The 22146-nt window shown below is 44.1% G+C and carries 13 protein-coding genes; 7 read left to right on the top strand and 6 right to left on the bottom strand.

From position 1 onward, the window contains the following. Window positions 1–66: 66 nt before the first annotated feature. On the bottom strand, window positions 67–1092 hold the full coding sequence (locus HMPREF1535_RS00495) for a Gfo/Idh/MocA family protein (protein WP_046144985.1): 1026 nt from the start codon (window positions 1090–1092) through the stop codon (window positions 67–69). Between the two features lie 24 nt (window positions 1093–1116). Further along, complete coding sequence (locus HMPREF1535_RS00500; RefSeq protein ID WP_046144986.1) at window positions 1117–1845, bottom strand: 2-phosphosulfolactate phosphatase; 729 nt, start codon at window positions 1843–1845, stop codon at window positions 1117–1119. 236 nt (window positions 1846–2081) lie between these two features. On the opposite strand from HMPREF1535_RS00500, the gene HMPREF1535_RS00505 reads away from it, so the two are divergent. Next, complete coding sequence (locus HMPREF1535_RS00505) at window positions 2082–2672, top strand: DUF4251 domain-containing protein (RefSeq protein WP_007658846.1); 591 nt, start codon at window positions 2082–2084, stop codon at window positions 2670–2672. 74 nt (window positions 2673–2746) lie between these two features. On the opposite strand, the gene HMPREF1535_RS00510 is transcribed toward HMPREF1535_RS00505, so the two are convergent. From HMPREF1535_RS00510 to HMPREF1535_RS00525, 4 genes are all read right to left on the bottom strand, one after another. Further along, window positions 2747–4741 carry a glucosamine-6-phosphate deaminase gene (locus HMPREF1535_RS00510; RefSeq protein WP_007658847.1) on the bottom strand — a complete coding sequence of 665 codons (1995 nt, stop codon included), beginning with the start codon at window positions 4739–4741 and terminating at the stop codon, window positions 2747–2749. A 113-nt stretch (window positions 4742–4854) separates the two neighbouring features. Then, entirely contained in the window at window positions 4855–6021 is a 1167-nt protein-coding gene (nagA, locus tag HMPREF1535_RS00515; RefSeq protein ID WP_046144987.1) for an N-acetylglucosamine-6-phosphate deacetylase, read from the bottom strand. A 34-nt stretch (window positions 6022–6055) separates the two neighbouring features. Next, window positions 6056–7222 (bottom strand): N-acetylglucosamine-6-phosphate deacetylase, encoded by a 1167-nt coding sequence (gene nagA, locus HMPREF1535_RS00520; RefSeq protein WP_007658849.1) that lies wholly within the window; start codon window positions 7220–7222, stop codon window positions 6056–6058. Window positions 7223–7374: 152 nt separating this feature from the next. Further along, entirely contained in the window at window positions 7375–9321 is a 1947-nt protein-coding gene (locus HMPREF1535_RS00525; protein ID WP_046144988.1) for an ABC-F family ATP-binding cassette domain-containing protein, read from the bottom strand. 229 nt (window positions 9322–9550) lie between these two features. On the opposite strand from HMPREF1535_RS00525, the gene HMPREF1535_RS00530 reads away from it, so the two are divergent. The 6 genes from HMPREF1535_RS00530 to HMPREF1535_RS00555 all read left to right on the top strand — a co-directional run bounded on the left by HMPREF1535_RS00530 (window position 9551) and on the right by HMPREF1535_RS00555 (window position 21486). Next, entirely contained in the window at window positions 9551–12610 is a 3060-nt protein-coding gene (locus HMPREF1535_RS00530; protein ID WP_007658851.1) for a SusC/RagA family TonB-linked outer membrane protein, read from the top strand. A 20-nt stretch (window positions 12611–12630) separates the two neighbouring features. After that, a complete protein-coding gene (locus HMPREF1535_RS00535; RefSeq protein ID WP_010802459.1) occupies window positions 12631–14274 on the top strand; it encodes a RagB/SusD family nutrient uptake outer membrane protein in 1644 nt (547 codons plus the stop codon). Between the two features lie 78 nt (window positions 14275–14352). Continuing rightward, entirely contained in the window at window positions 14353–15909 is a 1557-nt protein-coding gene (locus HMPREF1535_RS00540; RefSeq protein ID WP_046144989.1) for a DUF6057 family protein, read from the top strand. A gap of 6 nt (window positions 15910–15915) precedes the next feature. After that, on the top strand, window positions 15916–17409 hold the full coding sequence (locus tag HMPREF1535_RS00545) for a TolB family protein (RefSeq protein ID WP_046144990.1): 1494 nt from the start codon (window positions 15916–15918) through the stop codon (window positions 17407–17409). A 44-nt stretch (window positions 17410–17453) separates the two neighbouring features. Further along, a complete protein-coding gene (locus HMPREF1535_RS00550; protein WP_007658855.1) occupies window positions 17454–18008 on the top strand; it encodes a DUF3332 domain-containing protein in 555 nt (184 codons plus the stop codon). A 97-nt stretch (window positions 18009–18105) separates the two neighbouring features. After that, a complete protein-coding gene (locus HMPREF1535_RS00555; RefSeq protein WP_046144991.1) occupies window positions 18106–21486 on the top strand; it encodes a glycoside hydrolase family 2 TIM barrel-domain containing protein in 3381 nt (1126 codons plus the stop codon). Window positions 21487–22146 lie beyond the last annotated feature (660 nt).

The raw sequence follows: 22146 nt of genomic DNA on the forward strand, positions 1-22146 counted from the left end.
TCTCCAGAGGGGAGCCAGTTACAACCAGTTGCTATAAAAGATAGCTCAAACCTGATAAAAACCAAATCACCTGTCAGCCGGATAAACAACCCCCAACTGCCGGCGTATCTCGTCAATAATCTCCAATGTTATCAATGAATTATCATGGCTGTTAATAGCTGACTCGCGTTTACCGGCAAGAACCAGGTCTATAAATTCGGCCACCTCATAGTAATATTCGTCCTTGTCCGTCACTGCGCTGATATCCTGCGGCTCGGGAATGGCACTCTTGCCCGCTGCTGCGGCAATCCGGGGCAGATAAGTCACCTTGCTGATAATATTCACCCGGTCCAGAATGATGTTTCCTTCTTCCCCTTGTATCTCTGTCGGCAATGACGAGTTAGCTATCTTCGAATAAAGGATAGTCGCATTCATTCCTTTATACTGAAAGTTCACAGCCCCTTGTCCGTCCGCCCCCGAAGAAAGCACGACACCTGTCGCCTCCACCTTCTCCGGCCGCCCGAACAAGACTACCATCGGATAAAGCGTATAGATACCGATATCCATCATTGCCCCGTTCGAGAGTTCCGGCTTGAAAGCATTCAGCACAATCCCTTCCTTAAACTTGTCATATCGCGACGAATACTGGCAATAGCAGGAGAAATAACGCCGTATCGTCCCCAGCCGGTGCAGATTCTCACGTACGGCACAGAAGTTCGGAGTCAGCGTCGGTTTCATCGCCTCCATCAGCGTCACATTGTATTTCCGGGAAGCCTCGATCATCTCCCCCGCCTCCCGTGCATTCGAAGCAAACGGCTTCTCACATAACACATGCTTGCCATGCTTCATGCAAAGAATACTCTGCGGAGCATGCAAGAAATTAGGAGAAGCAATATACACCGCATCTATCAACGGACTTTGGGCCATCTCCTCCAAAGAAGTAAATGTATAGGGAATCTGATGCCTGGCAGCAAATGCATCTGCCGTCTCCTGTGTCCGTGAATAGACGGCAACCAGTTCAAAACGTTCGTCCTGCCGTGCCCCGGCAATCACCCAATCTGTTATAAAGTTCGTTCCTACTACCCCGAAACGTATTTTATTTGTTATAGCCATTTCTATGTTATCTTTGCTTTATTATCAAATCGTCATCACCTTCTTCAATACCAAAGTCTCCCCTTCTATCACCAACTCCGGTACAACGACGACACTGTCCGGTGTCAGGCAAAAAGGCACGGCATCTTCCAGATGATTAGCTTTCAGGCGAGCCATATGGTCGGTCGGAGCGAGATAAGCGATCAGGTTCCTTTTATTATTCGTCCACATGTCGCGGGCAATGACTGCGGCATCCGTAGCCGGTCGGTATTTACCGGTTTTGGCAAGTACCTCTACCAAAGCCCCGCCGAACAAAGTATCTTCTATATTCACCTTGTCCTGCCAGCCGGAACATAAAACAACGACATCGCGTCCATGAAACAGACAATAGTCCGCAACCGCCTGTAAATTAACAAAGGCCCCTGTAATAACACGATAAGCAGACTTTGCTATGGTGATAGCCCGGGTGCCATTGGTCGTCGTAAAGATCACATCCTTGCCGGCTACTTTCTCCGGCGTATAGTCGAACGGTGAATTTCCGAAGTCGGCAAAATCACATCGTTTCACATTACGTTCGGCACCGACCAGCCAGCCTTTTGCCTTATATTCCTGAGCTTCCTCAACCGTCGCTACCGGACGGATACTGCGAACGCCATTCTTGAAAGCAGCCGCCATCGTTGTCGTTGCCCGGAACACATCCACTACTACGACAATCGCTTCCTGGTTATGATATACCGGATACAGGGCCGGCGAAAAACATACATCAATCTTCATATCTTCTCGTTTTAATCATCTGATATTACCCGCAAATGTACAGGATAATTCGCTGAATACCTAGTCTGGTTACCCCGCAACTATCTATTATATAAAAGATTCTATAATAAAAATGAGGATTAACCAAATTAGCATGATAAAATGTTATAGTATCTACAATCATCTATTTGTTAGGAACCTTTTTTACTCATGCTTGTTCTTTTACTACATTTTGAAAACGTTTTAAACTAAATCGTATGAAAAGAATTGTATCTTTTATCGTCGTTTTCACTCTTGTAATGGGGGGAATGACACATGTACAGGCTCAGAGTAAAGCCGTAGAAAAAGCAGAGAAAAAGTTAGAAAGAGAAGCTAAGAAAGAAGCAAGAGAAGCGAAGGATGCTATCATGGACGAACAGGAATTCAACACTGCCATGCAAGCTATCACCAACCAGTCTTTTGTATTGGAAGCCAACTCCGTACAACCAATGAACGGACAGGTTTACTATGTAAACTCAAACACAAACTTCGTCTCTTTGAATGATGGCCAGGCAATGGTACAGATCGCATCCAACTCTCCGTACCCAGGTCCTAACGGATTAGGTGGTGTTACCGTACAGGGAAGCGCATCCAACATCCAAACCAAACAGGACAAAAACGGTAACGTTTACCTGTCAATGAGTGTCCAGGGTGTTTTCATCTCTGCCACTGTAAACCTGGTATTAATGAACGGAAGCAACAAAGCAACAGTTACCGTAGACCCGAACTTCTCAGGAAGAGACCTGACAATGACAGGAACATTAGTTTCATATGCCCAGTCAAACATTTTCCAGGGAACGACCTATTAATTTAGCATCAACATTAAACATGAAGAGCGCTTACCTGATGGTAAGCGCTCTTTTTTTATAGAAACAATTAAGTCTTATTTATCAAACGGGATCATATACTGAACGAATGCTTCGATTGCTTCATAAGAAGCCAGACCCAGCTCCTTATACAGTTCGGCTGTAGCACGGTTACGGTCTTCGGCACGCTGCCAGAACAGACGTTCGTCGTCACCCAGGAACGGTGCGCTTTCTGCCTGCGACTGGTGTTTCAGGATAGCATTACGTTTGAAGCGCAATTCTTCCGGACTGATAGGAACTGCCATTTCGATGTGGTCCATTTCCCATTCTGCCCATGCTCCGCGATACATCCAAACACGGCAATGTTTCAGCCATTCTTCGTCTTTCAGTTCATCAATGGCAGCCAGTACGGCATCCAGACAAACCTTATGTGTTCCGTGCGGGTCAGCCAGGTCACCAGCCACGAACATCTGGTCCGGTTTGATATCCTGCAACAGTTTCTTTACGATAGCGACATCGGCTTCACCCAGATCATTCTTCTTGACAAGACCTGTTTCATAGAACGGAAGATCCAGGAAGTGAACGTTTTCATCCTTCACACCTGAGTAACGGCAACCGTGACGGGCTTCTTCACGACGGATAGTACCTTTCATGAACAGGACATCTTTCTTTTCCGGTTCCCCGTTTTCTACCTTTTCGAAACGCAGGTATTTGATAATCTCTTCCGCTTTGTCTTTAACAGTACTGTCATTCGGAGAATATTTGTCGCAAACATCACGCAGATACTCGCAGTAACGGATTACTTCATCATCCCCTACGGCAATATTGCCGGAAGTTTCATAAGCCACATGCACATCATGGTGCTGGTCGCACAAACGGCGCAAAGTACCCCCCATAGAGATCACGTCGTCATCCGGGTGCGGACTGAATACGATCACTTTCTTCGGATACGGAGTAGCGCGTTCCGGACGATTGGAATCGTCTGCGTTCGGCTTACCACCCGGCCATCCGGTGATTGTATGCTGAATATCATTGAAAATCTTGATATTTACGTTATAAGCGGAACCATACAACGCTAAGAGTTCGCCCAGTCCGTGTTCGCTGTAATCCTTGTTTGTCAGTTTCAGGATCGGTTTGCCGGTCAACTGGCACAGCCAAACGATAGCACGACGGATCAGTTTATTATCCCAATCACAGTTGGTAACCAACCAGGGATGGCTGATTCTTGTCAGTTCGTAAGCGGCAGACAGATCGATCACCACCTTTGCATTCATATGAGTCTGCAAATAAGTAGAAGGAACTGTTTCACTGACCTTGCCTTCAACCGTATTGGCGATGATACGTGATTTATCTTCACCCCAGGCCATCAGAATCACATTCTTGGCTCTCAGAATGGTTGAAATACCCATTGTGATTACACTTGCCGGAACATTTTCAATCGATTTGAATGTACGGGCAGCTTCTTTGCGTGCATCGTTATCCAACAAAACCAGACGGGTTCCGACATTGGCAGATGATCCCGGACCGTTAAAGCCGATATTACTAGCATGCCCTACTCCCAACAGGATGTAGTCGATTCCGCCGAAATTCTGGATTTGCTGTTCATATTGTCTGCAAAATTCGAAGATATCGTCTTTCGGCATAGAACCGTCGGGTGAATAGATATTCTTCGGATCAATATCCACCTGGTCGAGGAATGACTCCTTCAAATAAGCCAGATTACTGTTTGTTGATGCGCTCAGCGGATAGAACTCGTATACATTAAATACAATTACGTTGCGGAAACTCAATTGTTCTTCCTTATGCATACGGACCAATTCCTTAAATACACTCTGAGGGGAACGTCCACCTGACAAAGCGAGAACGAAAGGCTCTCCGGCTGCCTGTTTTTTACGTATTTGTGAGGCCAATTCTTTCGCGATCACGAAAGATCCTTCTTCAGCTGATTCGTAGATGTTTGTCGGAATCTTCTCCATACGAGTTAAAACTGATTGCTCGTAAGCGTTTTCCGGACGGTAATACCTGAGCGGTATACGCGTCAGGGTAATCTGAGAACTAAGGTTCGTCTTCATGTTTAATTACGATTTAGTAGAACTTTTTTACTTGAACTACAAATATAACAATTCTCCGTCAATTAATGATTAAGGAAAGCTATCAAAAATATCTATTTACCTATAAGTTGGTACTAAGCCAATGTATTCGTTCCTTCCACCAAATGTCCCATCGACCAGACAGAACGGACATTCAACTTACGGTCCAGAATAACGATATCGGCATCTTTACCACGTTGCAGAGAACCCTTACGATCGTCTACTCCCATCAGGCGAGCCGGCGTTTCAGAAGCCATGCGAACAGCGTCTGCCAAAGGGACTCCGGCATTTTGGGCCATCGTACGAACCAATACATCCATTGTAGCGATACTACCTACCAATGAAGAATGGTCTGCCAGTTTACAAACGCCATCTTCTATGATAATCCGGGGATCATCAACGGGCTTTCCTTCATTGGCGGCATAAGCCAATGCATCCGTTGTCAGACAAGTACGTTCCACACCCTTCAGCTTGTAAACCAGACGCAGGATTGTTGAAGGCAAGTGACGGCCATCGGCAATCACCTCCACTGTCATATCATCTTCCAGGAACACACTCTCTACCGTTCCTTCATATTTATATTCACGACGCTTATGGAATCCGGGCATAGCATTATAGAAATGAGCCGCATGCGTAAAACCGGCTTCATAAGCAGCTTTAATATCTTCAAATTCTGCCTCCGTATGAGAAACGGCTGCCAAAAGACCTTTCGAACGGACATAACGGGCAAAATCCAATGCCCCCGGTAATTCCGGACTTGCATCCCAACGTTTAATACAATTCGTACTTTCCAGTAACGATTTATATTCGTCCGGATCAGGATCTTTCAAAGCGTCTGTCAGTAAACTGCCTGCCATCTTCGGATTCAGATAGGGTCCTTCCAACTGTAATCCCAACACAGGACTGTTTTTCTCTGCCATCGCACTTTCACATAAGGCAACCCCTTTCCTGATTTCAGTCATGGGAAGCGGGGCCAATGTCGGAAAAATACAAGTCGCCCCATATTTCATGTGTGCGTTCACTGCCCCGTGGAAAGCTTCTTCTGTACATTCCTTAAAATCATATCCACCGCCACCGTGTATATTCATAGCAACGAAACCAGGAATAATATACATTCCTTTGGCATCTACCACCGTAGCCCCTATCACAGCCAGGTCACTATTTGTTACTTCCAGTATTTTACCATCACTGATCAGAACAGAACCGTCTTTTAACCAACCTTGCGGCGTCAGGATCTGTCCGTTTATTATTTGAGTTAACATAACTTCTTCTCTATTTTATTCTTGTTCGATCCCGTTAAAACAACTTATTAGTACCTTCCACCAATTTACCCATAGCCCAGACAGCACGTACATTCAAATCTTTGTCCAAGACCATCAGGTCGGCATCTTTACCACGTTGCAAAGAACCTTTGCGGTCGTAAACACCCATGATACGGGCCGGTGTTTCAGAAGCCATACGAACCGCATCTTCCAAAGGTATCTCAGCTTTCTGTACCACCGTACGAATCAGGCGGTCCATCGTTGCAACACTACCGGCCAACGCTGAGCGGTCGGCAAGTTTACAAACCCCGTCTTCAATGATCACACGCGGGTCGAAAGCCACCTGGCTATCGCTGGCCGCACAAGCCAAAGCATCCGTGATCAAACAAGTCCGTTCCACACCTTTCACTTTATATACCAGACGAAGGATTGTCGGCGGGACATGAATACCGTCAGCTACCACTTCCACTGTCATGTCATCGATCAGATAGATACTTTCGACAGTTCCTTCATACTTATACTCGCGGCGTTTATGGAAACCGGGCATAGCATTGTAAAAATGGGTGGCATGTGTATAACCAGCTTCATAAGCCGTCTGGATATCTTCATACTCAGCCTGTGTATGGCCGACAGCCGCCAACACGCCTTTCGAAGTGATATACTTGCCGAACTGCATGGCTCCGGGCAATTCAGGCGCAGCGTCCCAACGCTTGATACAATTCGTCTCTTCCAGCAACGGGATATATTCTTCAGGGTCCGGATTCTTGATATTTTCAGGAATCTGGCCACCGGCCATCTTCATATTGAAATAATGGCCTTCCAAATGTAATCCGAGGATAGGACTGTCCTTTTCAGCCATCAACTTTTCAGTTGTAGCTGCCGCCGCACGGATCATCGGGATGGTTGAAGACGACAAAGTCGGGAAAATACTCGTCGTACCATGTTGCATATGCGCAGCCACGGCACCACGGAACGCATCTTCCGTACCTTCCATAAAGTCACGTCCGCCTCCGCCGTGAACATGGATTTCCACTCCGCCCGGAACGATATACATTCCCTTGGCGTCAATCAGGTTTGCACCAACTATGGCAAGGTCACAGTTAGTCACTTCCAGAATCTTGTTATCACTAATCAGAACAGAACCATCTTTCATCCAGCCCTGTGGTGTCAGGATACGACCGTTAATAATTTGAGTTAACATAATATTTTGTCTATAAATTAGGCGTTGTTATTTATCAATTAGTTCAATCTCATGGTATGATAAACCGAAGTCTATCGATTGGCAAAAGTAAATACTTTTTATTTAATGCAATCCTTCTTTAATCAATATATTTCAAAAAAAGCGCCACCGGATCACCGGGACGCTTTCTCATTCAATTCTTCTAATTCCATGGTCAACTCCGTCCATGTGTCCATTGTGTCGGACAACTCTTTTTTCAATGATGAATAGTCATTATATAAAGATGTATCGGATGCTCCTTCGGGAGTTGCCAGTCTGGCTTCAATGGCGGCTATGGAGTTTTCCTGTTCCGTTATTTTATTTTCCGCCTCGGCAACGGCTTTTTCTACTTTCTTAATCGCTTTGCTTTGTTCTTTACGTGCTTCGTAAGAAAGTTTGTTTTGTGTAGGCTGAACATCCGTATCCGCAGCCAAAGAAGCTGCCTGTGTGGAACGTTCCAGTTCACGCAAACTATCCATCTTCTTTTTTTCCAGGAATTCATAGATTCCTCCCAGATGTTCAACGACACGCTGATTACCGAATTCATATACCTTATCTACCAGACCATCCAGAAATTCACGGTCATGGGAAACGACAATCACGGTACCGTCAAACTCACGCAACGCATCTTTCAAGACATCCTTCGAACGCATATCCAAATGGTTGGTCGGCTCATCGAGGATCAGCAGGTTGACCGGCTCCAGCAACAGGCGGATCATCGCCAGACGGCTTCTTTCTCCTCCCGACAGGACTTTCACCTTCTTCTCGGATGCTTCGCCACCAAACATAAAGGCACCGAGGATATCGCGGATCTTGGTTCGTATATCACCCTGCGCTACATAATCGATCGTATCAAAGACCGTCAGGTTATCATCCAGCAACTGCGCCTGATTCTGGGCAAAATAACCGATCTTCACGTTATGCCCCAATTGCAGTTTTCCTTCATAATCGATCTGTTCCATGATACATTTGACCAGCGTCGATTTACCTTCACCGTTCTTTCCGACGAAAGCGACCTTGTCCCCTCTGTTGATGGTCAATGTGACATCCTTGAAGATCAGATGATCTCCATAACGTTTAGCCACATTCTCCATAATCACAGGGTAAGAACCGGAACGGGGAGCCGGAGGAAATTTCAGGCTCAGCATGGCTGTATCTACCTCATCCACTTCGATACGCTCTACCTTTTCCAACTGTTTGATGCGTGACTGCACCTGAACGGATTTGGTCGCTTTATAACGGAACCGTTCGATGAATGCTTCGGTATCAGCCAGTTTCTTCTGCTGGTTTTCGAAGGCACGGAGTTGTTGTTCGCGGCGTTCCTTACGAAGCTCAACGTATTCTGAATACTTTACTTTATAATCGTATATGCTTCCCAACTCGATCTCGATCGTACGGGACGTGGTGTTATCAATAAAAGCACGGTCATGCGAAACCAGGATCACAGCATTGGCACGGGTCGCAATGAAATTCTCTAACCATTGGATAGATTCGATATCCAGGTGGTTGGTCGGCTCATCGAGCAACAACACGTCCGGACGGCGAAGCAATAACTTTGCCAACTCGATACGCATACGCCAGCCACCGCTGAACTCGGAAGTCGGACGTTCAAAATCACTGCGGTTAAATCCCAGACCGATCAAAGTACGTTCCAGTTCTGCATGGTAGTTGCTTCCCCCCATCAGCTGGAAATGTTCGGAAAGATGTGTTACCTTATCTATCAGCTTCTGATACGATTCCGTTTCGTAGTCGGTCCGTTCAGCCAGTTCCAGATTCAGCCGTTCGATATCCTTTTCCATTTCTTGGATATGACCGAAAGCCTGTTCCGCCTCTTCACGGACAGTACGGCTATCGGTCAGCTGCATCTGTTGCGGCAGATAGCCGATCGTCGTCTCTTTGGGAATACTCACCGTACCGGATGTCGGAGACTGCAAACCTGCAAATATCTTCAACATCGTAGATTTTCCCGCCCCGTTCTTACCGACCAGTGCGATACGATCCTTCTTGTTTACCACAAACGAAACATCATCAAAAAGCGTAAATCCGCCAAATTCAACTGTTAGTCCTTCAACCGAAATCATATCTATTTCTTTTATGGCTGCAAAAGTACACAAAAATCGCCTACCACTCCAAATTAGCAGAATGCAGTATCATAATATATGTCACAAAACCGGACAGTACCTTATCGGTAGAAAAAAAATAATTAGTAATATCAGGAAAAATACTCGGAGGATTAAAAATAGAAACGACTAAGTTCTGCTAGAACTATGATAACTTCAAAACTAGTATTAATTATCAATAAAAAAACACATGAACTACAGGTCTATTTTCAAGCAAAACAAACTCCCTTTGCTTCTAATCGCACTTGCTTTTCCTGTTTCAGTAACCACTTCTTCTTTGTATGCCACAACAACAGAAGTAACTATTACCCAACAGAAAAAAGCCATAAACGGAGTAGTCTTTGACGGTGGATTAAATGAACCACTAATTGGTGCTAACGTTGTTGTAAAAGGAACAACCAACGGTACTGTTACGGATTTGGATGGCAAATTCACTTTAGAAGCCGCTCCAAATGACATTCTAGTCATTAGTAGTATCGGATTTAAGTCATTAGAAATTAAAGCCTCTGATGCAGCGAAAGGAAAAATCACACTACAAGAAGACACACAAGCGCTGGACGAAGTAGTTGTTGTAGGCTATGGCGTACAGAAAAAAGCCAATCTGACAGGTTCTGTGGCTCACATCTCGGCAGAAGCGATTGAATCGCGTAGTGTAGCAAGTGTTTCGGCAGCTTTAGCCGGACAAATTCCAGGTGTAACGGCAATACAAAGTTCCGGTGCCCCTGGATCGCAAACCGCAAGTATTACGATTCGTGGAACAAACTCTATCAACGGCGGTAGCCCGCTGGTAATTGTTGATGGTGTACCCGGCAGTATGAATACGATCGACCCGCAGGACATCGAGAGTCTTACCGTATTGAAAGATGCCGCTTCTTCTGCCATTTACGGTGTGCAAGCTGCTAATGGTGTTATTTTGATTACCACTAAAAAAGGTAAAAAAGGTGACAAAGCCCGCATTAACTATTCAGGTTCCGTTGCCTGGTCATCACCGGTTGCATTATTAAAATTCCTGGGTGCCGGAGATTATGCCATGTTATACAATGAAGCTGTAAAAAATGAAAATCCTAATGCCATCCTCCCTTACACAGAAGAAGACATTCAAAACTATCGAAACGGAACACTCCCCGACACAGACTGGTATGATGAAACATTCAAAAAGAATGCACTGGAAACATACCATAACCTGTCTATCAATGGAGGTTCGGAAAAAACCAGTTACAATGCCTCTATCGGTTATACACGCCAGGATGGTCTGATCGACGTCAATAAATACGACCGTTTCAACGGACGTATCAGCGTAGACAGTGACATCAATAAATGGTTGACTGCCGGATTAAATGTTTCCGGTTACAGAGGAACTAAAAACGATGGCTGGGAAGGTTATGCTTCACTGCGCCAATATTGTAACCGACTGGCTCCTATTTACCCTGTATACAATGACGACGGCAGCTTCTATTACAGCGGTCTGAACAATCCGGTTGCCCACCTCAACAATACAGGTTTCACACGACAGGTCGACCAGCAGCTTAATACGACAGCCTATGCTAAAGTCAATATTTTACCGGAGTTGAATGTCAAAGCGTTATTCTCTGTCCGCAATGATACCCGAAACAACGAAGGTTTCAAAAAACTGTTGGAATACGGAACCGGAAACAATACATTTAACTCCGGTCTGCGTGAAGGATACCAAAAATATTACGACTGGAACTGGTATACAACACAAGTCCTGGCCAATTACAACAAAACATTCGGTAAACATTCATTAACCGCATTAGCCGGTTTCGAACAAATCTATTACAATTACAAATATACCGAAGCTACCCGCAAAGGCGGTGGAAACGATGAATTAACCGAATCACTAAACACGCTGGATAAGTCTTCCCAGACAAATAAGAACGGAGGACACGAAACTGCACGCCGTTCTTATTTCGGACGCGTTCAATATGATTTCAACAACAAATATTTATTTGAAGCGAACTTACGCGCGGATGCCTCTTCACGTTTCCCTAAAGATTCCCGTTGGGGTTACTTCCCTTCTGTTTCTGCCGGCTGGCGTATCACGGAAGAAAGTTTTGTAAAAGATGCCGATATCAAATGGTTGAGCAACTTAAAAATTCGTGCAGGCTGGGGACAAACTGGTAATGAAGAATTATCAGATAGCGATATCTATCCGTCGATAGCAACGTATGCGTATGGAAGCTATATGTTCGGAAACTCTCTTTATTCTACCGCCTACGAGACTCGTTATGTAAACTCCCAACTGAAATGGGCAACCGTAACAAACTACGAAGGAGCTATTGAAGCAGGTTTCCTGAATAACCGTTTAGGATTCGAATTAGCTGTCTATAAAAAGAAAACCAAAGATATGTTGTTGTATTTACCGGTACAGGGTGTTTTGGGTATGGACGCTCCTGCACAAAATGCCGGTAGTATGCAAAATACAGGGTTCGACCTGAGTTTATTCCATAACAATCGCATCAACAAAGATTTCAGTTATGCAGTCAACCTGAATATAGCTTATGTAAAGAATAAAATTACAGACATGTGCGGAACAGAAGGAGAAAATCCGGACGACAGTAAATACTGGTATCTGGAAGGATATGCTTTAGGTTCATTCTATGGGTACGAAGCTATCGGTTATTTCAACACGGAAGAAGAATTAGCTAATGATGCAAAACGTACCGGAACAGAACAGTTAGGTGATATCAAATACCGCGACTTGAATAATGACGGTAAAATCGATGCAGCAAACGACCGTAAAGTAATCGGTAAAGACAAACCGTCATGGACAGGTGGTCTGAACATCGCTCTTTATTACAAAGATTTCGACTTCTCAGCTTTCTTCCAAGGAGCCTTCGATGTATATGGTTATTATACAGGTGAATCTTCTTACGCGTTCTACAATAGCGGCAAAGTATTGGAACGTCATCTGGATCGCTGGACTCCGGAAAACCATAATGCTTCTTATCCGCGTATCACAAAAGATTCACAGATAAACTTCTCGACCTCTTCCTTCTGGTTGCAGGATGCTTCGTATGTTCGTTTAAAAAATATTTCATTAGGATATAATATTCCGTCTGTCCTTACTCAAAAAATAGGAATCGACAAGGTTAAAGTATATATTTCCGGTGAAAACCTTCTGACCTTCAGCGGTCTGGAAGGCATTGACCCCGAAGCTCCGGCTTCCAATCGTGGAGCTTATTACGGAAACGTAAAAAAAGTATCATTAGGCTTAAAAGTATCATTCTAATTTCTCATGACTAAACAAATATGAAAAAGAATATATTATCAGTTGCCATATCGGCCTTATTATTATGTTTTTGTTCGTGCAGCGATTTTCTGGATCGTTACCCGAAAGAAGAGTTGTCTGACGGTAGCTTCTGGACAAAACCGGCCGATGCAGAAATGTTTGTAGCAGACATATATGGTATATTACCCGGTAGCGCAAATGGAGACATAGACGGAGATATCAACTCCGATAATGCAGTACACGGAATCAAATGGGCGGCAGGTGATGTGTCGAAAGGAATTTACGACCCGGCCGGATTTGGATGGAGCGGAAGTTATTCATCTATCCGGGCCTGTAACATCTTGCTCGAAAAAATCGATATGATAGAAGACTATCCTGTTGCAGATAAAGAAGCGACTATCGGTGAAGCACGTTTTTTACGCGCTTACCTATATTTTGAGTTGATCCAACAATTCGGGGATGTTCCTTATATAGAAAAGAGCCTTGCATTAGACGAGATGGAAGGTATTACTCGTACTCCCCGTGAAGAAGTATACAAAAAAGTCATGGAAGATTTCGATTACGCCATCGAAAAACTTCCGGTACAGTGGCCCTCTGACAAATACGGACGAATCACAAAAGGTGCCGCCTATGCAATGAAAGCACGTGCCGCCCTGTATTATGCCGATTGGGAAGTTGCGGCAAAAGCGGCAAAAGCTGTTATCGACTCAAATCAATACGAACTGTTCGATGCTGAAGGTACAGGCCGTTATGCCGAATTGTTCTGGGAAAGCCAAGAAGCTTGTAGTGAAGCCATTTTGATCCGCCAGTTCAATGCTCCCGATAACACAAACTACATCATCGGATGGGAATGTTTTCCTACTAAAGGTTGGGGAGGTATCAATCCGACACAAAGCCTGGTAGACGCATTCGAATGTATCGACGGTGCTCCGATCAACAAATCTTCTTTATATGATGAAACAGATCCATTTACCAACCGCGATCCGCGTCTGGAAGTCTGTGTATTGCATGACGGCGAAGAAATGTATGGAACGACTATTAAAGTAGCACCATTAAAATCAAGTGGAAACACCGGTATCGCACAACATGGCGATGCCACAGCCACCGGTTATTATCAACAAAAATGGTTAGATCCCAATATAGACCCTCAATCCACAGGATGGGATATGGGAAAAGATTGGCATGTAATCCGTTTTGCCGAAGTCTTATTAACTTATGCAGAAGCCCAAAATGAAATAGCAGGTCTGGACGATTCAGCATTCGAAGCGGTAAACCGTGTACGTCGTCGTGCCGGCATTCCCGAATTGCAAAAAAACGATGCGAGCAAACCGACCTATTGCGGAACACAGGATGAACTGCGCCAGCGTATCCGTAACGAATGGCGTGTTGAATTTGCACTGGAAGGAGGTAAACGCCAATGGGATATTCGTCGTTGGGGCATAGCCAAAGATGTACTGAATGCTCCATTCCTGGGATTAAAATACAAATTAGTTGACGATCCGAATGCTCCTGCCGAAGACGGAGGTAAAAAGTGTATTCTCTATCAGGGAGAAAACATAAAACTGACAGGTAGCCGTTATTCCGATCATAATTATGTATATCCGGTTCCACAATCCGAAATCGATCTGAATCCGGCATTGACCCAAAACGCCGGTTATGAATAACAAACTCTAAAAGGGAAGATGTATCAAATGTCTCTGACTGTCTTTGATACATCTTCCTCTTTTCCTGAAACATAAAATATGAAAAACACCTATTGGATTCCATTCCTATGCCTGACCGGACTGTTTCTGTTTCTATTTTCCGACAGTATGGCTTACGTCATATCTTATCATGAACAGCAGGAACTATTTCTGTTCAGCCGTCCTTATCTGGAAAAGTATATTTATGAAATCGGTGGTGCAGGTCGGTATATCTCAAATTTCATCACCCAATTCTTTTATTTTCCCCTTGCCGGTAAACTTATTTTTTCATTGTTATTGTCTTCTCTTTATCTGCTTCCCTGCTTAACCTGCCGGAAACTTACCGGTAAAGAAGACCCGCTACATATAGCTTTATTGATGCCACTCCATCTGCTCATTCAATTCGAATCTGTTGATTTCAACTTTTACCATGCTTCAAATCTCTTTTGCTCTTTTCTTATATTATATCTTCTTTCTTTTTCCGGAAAAAAATATTTCTGCTATACCTTAATTCCTTTTTTATTAATAACAGTGTTCTGTCTGGGATATTCATCCCCTCTCCTGTCTGTCTCCATCCTCTTCGTCACGGGATTATCTGCGCGGTATTTAACACCTTATCTTACCAATAAAAAAAGATATTTCTACTGTTCTGCCATCTGTCTCTGTTTATATACCGGAAGTACATTTTATTCTTTTGTTATTCATTATAATATGAAAGAACGGTTACTGCTTGAGGCCGAGACTTATGTAATAAATAAAGAATGGGACAAAGTGCTAATCTGCTCCGGTAAACTCCGCGGTAACAACCAACTGATGGAGTATTTCCGTAATATGGCTCTTTTTCATACCGGACGTATGCCCTACGACCTCTTGAAATATCCCCAAAGTAAAGGAGTCGCCTCTCTGTACCTCCCCTGGACAGGCGAAGCCAGGAGAAGCCGGTACGGACATTATATTTACGAACAACTGGGCTATATAAACGAAGCTCACCGCTGGGCATTCGAAGCAATGGTCGTATATGGAGAAACGGCGCCAATCGTCATCAACCTGATTCGGTATAATATAGCGAACCGACGTTACCCTATTGCATTACGCTTCATCAACATTTTGAAACAAACGCTTTTCTATCAAAAAGAAGCGGAGAAATATGAAAAAATGATACGGGAAAAGCAAAATCCGCTGCCGAATGCTCTTCCGTATGCCCCAAACGAAAAGATACGCTTTGCAAATATACTGAATCTAGGTCCGGAATTAAGTTATTTATGTGACCGAGATTCTACCAATCGTATGGCCTTCGAGTACCTGATGAGCAATTTGATTCTTAGCAACCAAATCACACGGTTTGCCGAGAATTTAGGAAGAATCCGGAATTTCGCCTACCCCTCCTTGCCCCGACTATACGAAGAAGCACTCTATTCCTATAAACTGGGAGTAGATGATGAAACATTCCAGGCACTCGGTTTCACAATCAGCCAAGAAACGGAAGAAAGGTTTCGGAATTATTATATCCTCTATCAACACAAAGAACTAAAAAAACTCAAGGAACAATTCGGGGACACCTTCTGGTATTACCTTCACTTCCTGAGTCCTTACGGTAATAAAATTATTGATAAATAAGAATTTATGAATCATACTTCTTCTATATCTTTTATACATTCCTGCATACTGCCCTGTCTGGCAATACTGGCCTTGTTGTGTGCATGCCGGCAAACACATATAACTCCGGATGGGCAAAGCGATAAACCGCTCACTATTTTTCCGGACTATACAGGAGTCACATTTCCTTCCAACATTGCTCCGCCCAACTTTCGGATCATGGAAGAAGGGGATGAATTCTACACGGAAATAGGTAACTCAAAAAAGATATTCTTCACTTCTAAAACAAGACAATCATCAGTCAACATCACAGAAAACAATTGGAGTAAACTTTTGAAAGAGACAGCCGGTGAGACATTCTATATCCGCATCTTTGTACGCCAAAACGGAAAATGGATACAATTTCCCGATATAACAAATTATATTTCCGAATCGCCTATAGACCCCTATCTGGTTTACCGGCTAATCTATCCAGGATATGAATTATGGAACCAAATAGGCATTTATCAGCGCGACCTCACCTCTTATCGGGAAATACCGCTGATAGAAAACCAATCCATTGAAAAAGACTGCCTGAATTGTCATACCTTCTGTAAAAATTCACCGGAAACTATGATGATACATATACGGGGAAAGGTTGGAGGAACTTTAGTTTACAGGCAGGGAAAAATCAACAGGCTAGATGTCAAATCTCCGGAGATGAAAAACGGAGGAGCATATGCCGCCTGGCATCCGGAAGGACGGTATCTGGCTTTTTCAGTTAATGAAATTCAACAATATTTCCATTCGACAGGCCCGAAAGCCGTCGAAGTATCTGATTCAGAATCCGACCTGCTCTTATTGGACACGAAAACAAACCGTCTAATATCCTCACCCGCCATTTATGGAAAGGAATGGATGGAAACTTTCCCTACCTGGAGTCCAGACGGAACAATGCTCTACTTCTGCCGGAGCAAAGCAATCAATGAAAAAACGCCTTTGGACAGCATACATTATGACCTATTCAAAATAGCATTTGATGCCGGAAAAGAATGTTTCGGAACACCGGAATGTATCTACGAAGCTTCCCAAAAAGGAAAAAGCGTCTCCTTTCCCCGGATATCGCCAGACGGAAAATACCTGATGTTCACCTGTTCGGATTATGGTAATTTCTCTATCTGGCATCCTGAAAGCGAACTATACCTATTAAATATGGAAACAAACGAGATACGTAATATGGAAGAGGTTAACAGCAACGATGTCGAAAGTTTTCACACTTGGTCTTCAACCGGAGAATGGTTCGTCTTCAGCAGTAAACGGCAGGACGGATTATGGGCACATCCTTACATCGCTAAATTCGACAGACAAAAAGGTACAGCCGGCAAACCTTTCGTTCTACCCCAAAAAGACCCGGATTTTTATTTCTACTTTACCCAGACATTCAACTTGCCGGAACTACTCACAACACCTGTAAAAATCGGGAGCGAACTGATCAGGCAAACTCGAAATAATAAAGAAACAGTAAGTTGGGATAGAAAATAATTGTTATCTTCGTCCCCAAATTAACTACTAACAATTTATAATTCATGAGGAAAAAAAGTTTAACATTATTAGTGGCTACTACCTTAGCCAGCAGTGTTCTATTTTCGTCTTGCATCGGATCATTCGGCTTGACAAACAAACTTCTGAGTTGGAACAGCAATATCGACAGCAAGTTCGTTAACGAACTGGTATTTATCGCTTTCTGGATTGTCCCTGTTTATGAAATTTCAGCGCTCGCTGATGTACTGGTGCTGAACTCTATCGAATTTTGGAGCGGAAGCAACCCTGTAGCAGATGCAGGAACCGTAAAGACAATCAACGGAAAAGACGGTGTATACACTGTTGAAACCAAAAAAGACGGATACCACATCCAAAAAGAAGGCGAAGAAAAAGCCATCGATCTCGTATTCAACGAAGCAGACAAGAGCTGGAGTGTTGAAGCCGACGGCGAAGCAACCAAGCTGTTAAAGTTTACTGAAAACGACGAAGTTGTCATGTATTTGCCGGATGGTAAAGAAATGAACGTAGAATTGAATCAGGCAGGTGTTCTAGCATTCCGTCAAGTAGCTGAAGGTTATTCTTTTTACGCTGCTAAATAAAAAACAACTTTAAAAATGGGAGACTGGTAATTGGTATGTATATAACCTTACCAGCCTCCTATTTTTTATCAGATACTACCAACCTAAATAAATACAAATGAAACACTTGGTTAAGAAAGCAATGCTCACCGGAGCATTCGGTTGCTTCCTTTTGGGTACTGCATTGGCTGATAATGCGACTGCATCCCAAGACACGAAGCCTTACTGGCAGGACGTTCAAGTCGTTGCCGTAAACAAAGAACTGCCGCGCAGCTCATTTATGACGTACGGCGACCGTTCGACAGCCCTTACTTCACGTTTTGAAAAGAGTCCCTACTATTCATTACTGAACGGAACCTGGAAATTCTATTTTGTAGACTCCTACAAAGATCTTCCGGCAAATATCACAGATCCTTCCACAAGCACTTCTTCCTGGGATGATATTACCGTGCCAGGCAACTGGGAGCTTCAAGGACATGGTACAGCCATCTATACAAACCATGGCTACGAGTTCAAACCCCGTAACCCGCAGCCTCCGCTATTGCCGGAAACAACTCCGGTAGGCGTTTACCGTCGTGACTTCGAAATCCCGGCAAACTGGGACGGACGTGATGTGTATCTACATATTGCAGGTGCCAAATCAGGTCTTTACGTTTATGTGAACGGCAAGGAAGTCGGTTACAGCGAAGATTCTAAAAATCCGGCAGAGTTCCTGATCAACGACTATCTGCAACCGGGAAAGAATGTTCTTACCCTGAAGATATTCAGATGGAGCACCGGTTCATATCTGGAATGCCAGGACTTCTGGCGCATCAGCGGTATCGAACGTGATGTATTCCTGTGGTCACAACCCAAGATTGCAGTAAACGATTTCCGCGTAATCTCTACCCTGGACGATACTTATAAAAACGGTATCTTCAACCTGGCCGTAGACATCAAAAACCATACGAAAGCAGCAAAAGACATCACTGTATCTTACGAACTGCTGGATGCAAAAGGACAGACTGTTGCAACCGCCGACAACAAGTTATGGGTCGGAGCCAACAGTATCAAGACAGCTTCTTTTGAAAAAGAGCTGAACGATGTCGCCACCTGGAGTGCTGAACATCCGAATCTTTACAAACTGTTGATGACGGTAAAGGAAGACGGTAAAGTAACGGAAGTCATTCCTTCGAACGTTGGTTTCCGCCGCATCGAAATCAAACCGATCGACCAGATTGCCGGTAACGGGAAACCTTACACCGTGCTATTGTTCAACGGACAGCCGATTAAGTTCAAAGGGGTGAATATCCACGAACATAACCCACAGACTGGCCACTATATGACAGAAGAACTGATGCGTAAAGACTTCGAACTGATGAAGAAAAACAACATCAACTCTGTACGTTTGTGCCACTATCCGCAGGACCGTCGGTTCTATGAACTCTGCGACGAATACGGATTATATGTCTACGATGAAGCCAACGTGGAATCGCACGGTATGTATTATAGCCTGAGCAAAGGCGGTTCGCTGGGTAACAATCCGGAATGGTTGCTGCCGCACATGGACCGTACGATGAATATGTACGAACGTAACAAGAACTATCCGTCAGTAACTATCTGGTCTTTGGGTAACGAAGCCGGTAACGGATACAACTTCTACCAGACTTATTTATATGTAAAGAATAAGGAAAAAGGAGCAATGAACCGTCCGGTCAACTACGAACGTGCTCTTTGGGAATGGAATACCGACATGTATGTACCGCAGTATCCGAGTGCAGGATGGCTGGAAGAAATCGGAAAAGAAGGTAGCGACCGTCCGATAGCTCCTTCCGAATATGCCCATGCCATGGGTAACTCGACCGGTAACCTTTGGGGACAGTGGAAAGCTATCTACAAATATCCGAACCTCCAGGGTGGTTGGATTTGGGACTGGGTAGACCAGGGACTTCTTGTTAAGGATGAAAACGGCAAAGACTATTATGCATACGGTGGCGACTTCGGCGTTAATATGCCTAGCGACGGTAATTTCCTTTGCAACGGTATCGTAAATCCGGACCGCACTCCGCATCCGGCCATGAAAGAGGTGAAATTTACACATCAGAACGTTGGTTTCGATGCCGTGGATGTAGCTAACGGTGTGTTTAAAATCACGAACCGCTTCTACTTCACCAACCTGAAGGATTATACGATTACATATACTGTAAAAGCGAACAACAAGGTAATCAAGAGCGATAAAGTTTCACTTGACCTGGCTCCGCAGGCTTCACAGGAAATCACTGTTCCCGTAGCAGGTCTGAAACCACAGGCCGGTGTCGATTATCTGGTTAATTTCGTTGTTACTTCTAATAAACAGGAAGGTGTAATTCCTGCCGGTTACGAAATCGCCCAGGACCAGTTCCGCTTACCGATAGAAGCCGATAAAGTTGCTTATAAGGCAGGTGGTCCTAAACTGGCCGTATCAGAAGAAGGTGATAACGTGAAAGTAACTTCTTCCAAGGTAAACTTCGTGTTCGACAAGAAGTCAGGCGTTGTTAGTTCCTATAAGGTGGGCGGCACGGAATATTTCAACGAAGGTTTTGGTATCCAGCCGAACTTCTGGCGTGCTCCTAACGACAACGACTACGGAAGCGGTAACCCGAAACGTTTGGAAATATGGGAACTGTCAAGCCGTAACTTCAACGTGACTAAGGCTGCTGCCGAAATCGTCGACGGAAATGCCATCGTAAATGTGGAATATAAATTACCGGCCGGTAACGAATTCCTTATCACTTATAAGATTTATCCCGACGGTGTAATGAATGTGGCTACCCACTTCACCCCGGCTCATCTGGATGGCGTAAAGATTGGAATCTCCGAAGCGACTGCAACAGCTACGTTCTCACCCGGACGTGACAAAGTCAGCGACCGTGACAAAATGGTCGTTCCCCGTATCGGCGTACGTTTCCGTCTGCCGGTAACTATGGACCAGCTGGAATATTTCGGCCGCGGACCAGTAGAAAATTATTGGGACCGTAAAGCCGGTTACATGATCGGGCAATACAAGAGCACAGCAGAAGAGCAATACTTCCCCTACGTTCGTCCACAGGAAAACGGCCACCACTGCGATACCCGCTGGCTCACATTAGGCGGCAAAGGCAAGAACCTGTTAATCGTTGCTGACGATGATATGGAATTCAACGCCATGCGTAACTCCGTAGAAGATTTCGATGCCGGTAAGACAACCAACCGTCCGTACCAGTGGAACAACTTCACACAGGAAGAAATCAACAACCGTCCGAACATCGGTCCGTACGATAAACCTCGCCAGACACACATCAATGATATTACCCCGCGTAACTTCGTTGAAGTATGTGTTGACCTGAAACAACAGGGACTGGCCGGTTACGACAGTTGGTATTCACGTCCTGAACCTGAATATACATTACCTGCTGACAAGGAATACAAGTGGGGCTTCACTTTAATCCCGGCAGAAAATGCCAGCAGCGCACAAAAGAAAGCGGGCTATAGCTACAAATAAATAAAGCAATCATAAGATAGAAAGGGGACTCTGTGCATTCAGGGTTCCCTTTTTTATATTATGTGAATTTGGTATAACTAATTAAGAAATATTTGAACTATCAATTTATAGCATCAGGAGTAATTCTTCCCCTCTCAAGAGGGGAACTAGTTACAACCAGTTACTATAAACAACTACAGAAAGTTTTATATATTTATCTGCCATCTGCAACCAATCCATATAACACACTGTATATATGCCACATAGATGGTGACAGATACCTGATTTTATCTGCAACCACATCTGCCATCTACCACTCTTTAATTGATATTATTCTGAAGCGTTTACTATATATGCAGGTGACAGATGGCAGATACAATGGCAGATAAACACACTGCATCTGCAACCCCTAATTTATTGGAAATTAATACCATATCTGAGATAGTAACAGATGGCAGATGTTTTTGTAAAACATTATGTATTATATTTGTATCAGCTTAGAGAAATTGTCACTGAATATTATCTCAAAGGTTACTACTTATTATCACCAAAGTCACTGCTAACTAATGCATGAGTCGTAAGCAAGTATTACTACCCTGTACAGGATAGCCGATTACGGTGTACAGGTTGTTCGACTAAGGTGTACACCCTAATCCACCAGGGTGTACAAGATAATTTTAC

The organism is Parabacteroides goldsteinii DSM 19448 = WAL 12034 (genome assembly GCF_000969835.1).
Lineage (GTDB): Bacteria > Bacteroidota > Bacteroidia > Bacteroidales > Tannerellaceae > Parabacteroides > Parabacteroides goldsteinii.